At 46.0% G+C, this 3,179-nt stretch carries 4 protein-coding genes; all 4 read left to right on the top strand.

The window, feature by feature from the left end:
* The first annotated feature begins 373 nt into the window (after positions 1-373).
* Positions 374-1,252 (top strand): glutaminase, encoded by an 879-nt coding sequence (locus AC805_RS16285; RefSeq protein ID WP_055076391.1) that lies wholly within the window; start codon positions 374-376, stop codon positions 1,250-1,252.
* Between the two features lie 103 nt (positions 1,253-1,355).
* Positions 1,356-1,592: an acyl carrier protein gene (acpP, locus tag AC805_RS16280; protein ID WP_055076390.1), complete on the top strand. Its 237-nt coding sequence runs from the start codon at positions 1,356-1,358 to the stop codon at positions 1,590-1,592.
* Positions 1,593-1,676: 84 nt separating this feature from the next.
* The gene (gene fabF / locus AC805_RS16275; protein ID WP_055076392.1) at positions 1,677-2,930 is read left to right on the top strand and encodes a beta-ketoacyl-ACP synthase II; all 1,254 of its coding nucleotides are present in this window, start codon (positions 1,677-1,679) and stop codon (positions 2,928-2,930) included.
* A gap of 15 nt (positions 2,931-2,945) precedes the next feature.
* Positions 2,946-3,179: hypothetical protein (locus AC805_RS26890; RefSeq protein WP_231663275.1), on the top strand; the 234-nt coding region annotated here is incomplete at its 3' end.

The following is a 3,179-nucleotide window of genomic DNA, read 5'->3' as shown; positions in this document are numbered from 1 at the left end:
AAATCCAAATAATAGTCCTGATTCTGCAAAGGTGATAGCCCAGATCGCTAAATGTCCGCCCCAGAAGCCCAGAGAATGTACTAATTGCTGTGGTTCTAAAAAGTTCACGCTTGCCTGTAGCCTCGTATAGAAATTTTTAAATATTCTAATTAAACATTCTAAAATATAGCAGTCCTAAATCATTTGTAGATTTTTAGGTTTGTGGAAGCGCTCTCCTTTTTGGGGGCGCTTCCACAAACCATTTAGGGTTGCTATATGAGTAAGTAGACTTAATTAGGTATAAAACCCTAAAACCTGCGGCGCACGCTGCGCGTGCGCCGCAGGTTTTAGATTTGGGTTTTAATTATGTCCAGCAACTTAGCGGTAAAAGTTTATGCTTGCAGATCAATTGCCACAATGGTTGGAATTATCTCTCCAAGAGATTTACAAGGGTAAATTGCCCACCTATATTCCCCTTTTAGCACAGGCAGATCCCCGCATGATCGCGATCGCCATTCAGCCTATAGATGGCGATCGTCTGATGGCAGGTGATACGACCGCAACTTTTCCGTTAATGAGTGCGATCAAACCATTTTTATTACTTTACCTACTCGAAAATTTTGGTAGAGAAGCCGTTTCTAAGATGGTTGATGCGGAACCTAGTGCCGAGGCTTTTAATGCCATACCCAATGGCAAGCCTAAAAATCCCATGATTAATAGCGGGGCGATCGCTCTTTCTTCGTTATTGACCTCCTCGGAAAATTTGCAAAATTGGCTCAACCAGCGATCGGGCGCAAATTTGATCCTCGATTTTTCAATGCTCGCTTCGGTGAGATCGGTGCCAAATCGCCGCAATTTAGCGATCGCTTCGCAACTTACCTCTTTAGGAATAGTCGCAAATTCTAGTCAAGCCCTCAAGATTTATGAAGAAATCTGTTGTTTGCGGAGTAACGTTCAGGATCTCGCCAAAATTGGGGCTTTATTGATTGATACAAAGCGATCACCACATATCCCGATGGTTTTAGAAATCATGCTGCGCTGTGGGATGTATGAGGCATCCGCCGCATTCGCGCAGGATGTGGGATTAGCGTCTAAGTCCAGCGTTAGTGGTGCTTTGTTATCGATTATTCCCGATCGGGCTGTCATTGCCTGTTATAGCCCCGCTCTTGATGCGATCGGCAACTCGGTTGCTGGGCTATTTCTCGTCCGACAGATTAAAAACTATATTCTGGAATTGGGGCATGAAGCGTCCGAATCTTCAATAAAAAATTGAATTTTTTAATAGATCTTCGCGATCATGTATATACAGCTACCTTTATCCGATAAAATTAAAAACGCTAAAAAGTTTTCGGTTGTAAGCAGTAGAGAATAAGTAAATGAGTACCTTTGAGAAAGTTCAAGAGATCGTTGCATCCCAATTAGGCGTTAAACCAGAAGAAGTTAAGCCAGAAGCTAGCTTTGCAAACGACCTTGGCGCTGACTCTCTCGATACCGTCGAACTAGTTATGGCACTAGAAGAAAAATTCGGCGTGGAAATCCCCGACGAAGACGCAGAAAAAATTGCCACTGTGCAAAATGCGGTTGATTACATTGACAGTAAACAGGCTGCCTAAGCAATTGTTTTAGATTAAAGCTTTGTTGCTCGACGACAAAGCTTTTCTGTTCTTAAAATTTTTGATCTATTGATTCCAAACGAAATGCAAAACCCTCAGCCCCTCTATCGCGTCGTTGTCACTGGACTAGGTGCAATCACACCGATCGGTAACACGGTCGAAGAATACTGGCAAGGTCTAGTCGATGGCAAAAATGGGATTACCGAAATTACCCGTTTCGATACCACTGACCATGAGTGTCGAGTCGGTGGCGAAGTGAAGGATTTCGATCCCCTAGCCTATGTCCCCGCCAAAGAAGCGCGTCGTATGGATCGCTTTGCTCAATTTGGCGTAAGTGCTAGTATCCAAGCGCTCCGCGATGCCAACCTAGAAATAACCCCTCTAAATGCGCCCCAAATCGGCGTTTTGTTGGGTACGGGCATTGGCGGATTGCAAGTGCTTGAGGATCAGCACGAAATTATTCGCACCAAAGGACCAACTCGCTGTAGTCCATTCATGATCCCGATGATGATCGGCAATATGGCAGCAGGTTTAACGGCAATCCATACGGGCGCACAGGGACCTAATTCCTGCACGGTCACAGCCTGTGCAGCGGGCTCTAATGCGATCGGTGATGCATTCCGTTTGGTTCAAAGTGGCTTTGCTCAGGCGATGATCTGTGGAGGCACTGAGGCAGCTATTACCCCTCTGGGCTTTGCTGGGTTTGCTTCGGCAAGGGCTATGTCTCGCCGCAATGACGATCCTGCCCATGCCTCACGTCCCTTTGACAAAGATCGTGATGGTTTTGTCATGGGTGAAGGTGCGGGAATATTAATTATTGAGAATCTAGATCATGCTCTCGCAAGGGGAGCCAAAATCTACGCCGAAATCGTGGGCTATGGCTGTACTTGCGATGCCTATCACATGACTTCACCTTCTCCCAATGGAGAGGGAGCCGTCAGAGCCATGTCCCTAGCCCTCAAGGATGGCGATATTACACCTGAGATGGTGGATTATATTAATGCTCATGGTACGAGTACTTCGGCAAATGATAGTACTGAGACTAAGGCAATCAAAAAAGTCTTAGGCGATCACGCTTACAAGGTTGCGGTTAGTTCTACTAAGTCGATGACGGGGCATTTGCTCGGTGGCTCTGGTGGTATTGAGGCAGTTGCAACTGTCTTAGCAGTGAAAAAAGATATTGCGCCGCCAACGATGAATTTAGAAAACCCTGACGAAGAATGCGATCTCGATTATGTCCCTAATCAGTCGCGACCAATGACTATTAATGTAGCGGCCTCTAACTCTTTCGGCTTTGGCGGTCATAATGTCACGTTAGTTTTCAAAAAATACCAATAACAAAAGGGGGGCGCAATGCGCCCCCTTTTGTTATTTCCAAGATGCGGCGCTAAGGCTCTTGCGGATAAAAAATGTCCCACCAAGTTATCTAGCTTCGACATTGCTCAGCTAGCGTTGGCTGAGCAATGTCCCACCAAGTTATCTAGCTTCGACTTCCCTCAGCTAGCGTTGGCTGAGCAATGTCCCACCAAGTTATCTAGCTTCGACTTCCCTCAGCTAGCGTTGGCTGAGCAATGTCCCACCAAGTTA

This window comes from Pseudanabaena sp. 'Roaring Creek', assembly GCF_001402795.1.
Lineage (GTDB): Bacteria > Cyanobacteriota > Cyanobacteriia > Pseudanabaenales > Pseudanabaenaceae > Pseudanabaena.
The sequence above is the reverse complement of the archived record's forward strand: the minus strand, read 5'-3'. Positions and strand labels throughout refer to the sequence as shown.

Coding starts and splice junctions, on each gene's coding strand:
- AC805_RS16285 (WP_055076391.1), top strand. CDS start 374: ATGCTTGCAGATCAATTGCCACAATGGTTGGAATTATCTCTCCAAGAG.
- fabF (WP_055076392.1), top strand. CDS start 1,677: ATGCAAAACCCTCAGCCCCTCTATCGCGTCGTTGTCACTGGACTAGGT.
- acpP (WP_055076390.1), top strand. CDS start 1,356: ATGAGTACCTTTGAGAAAGTTCAAGAGATCGTTGCATCCCAATTAGGC.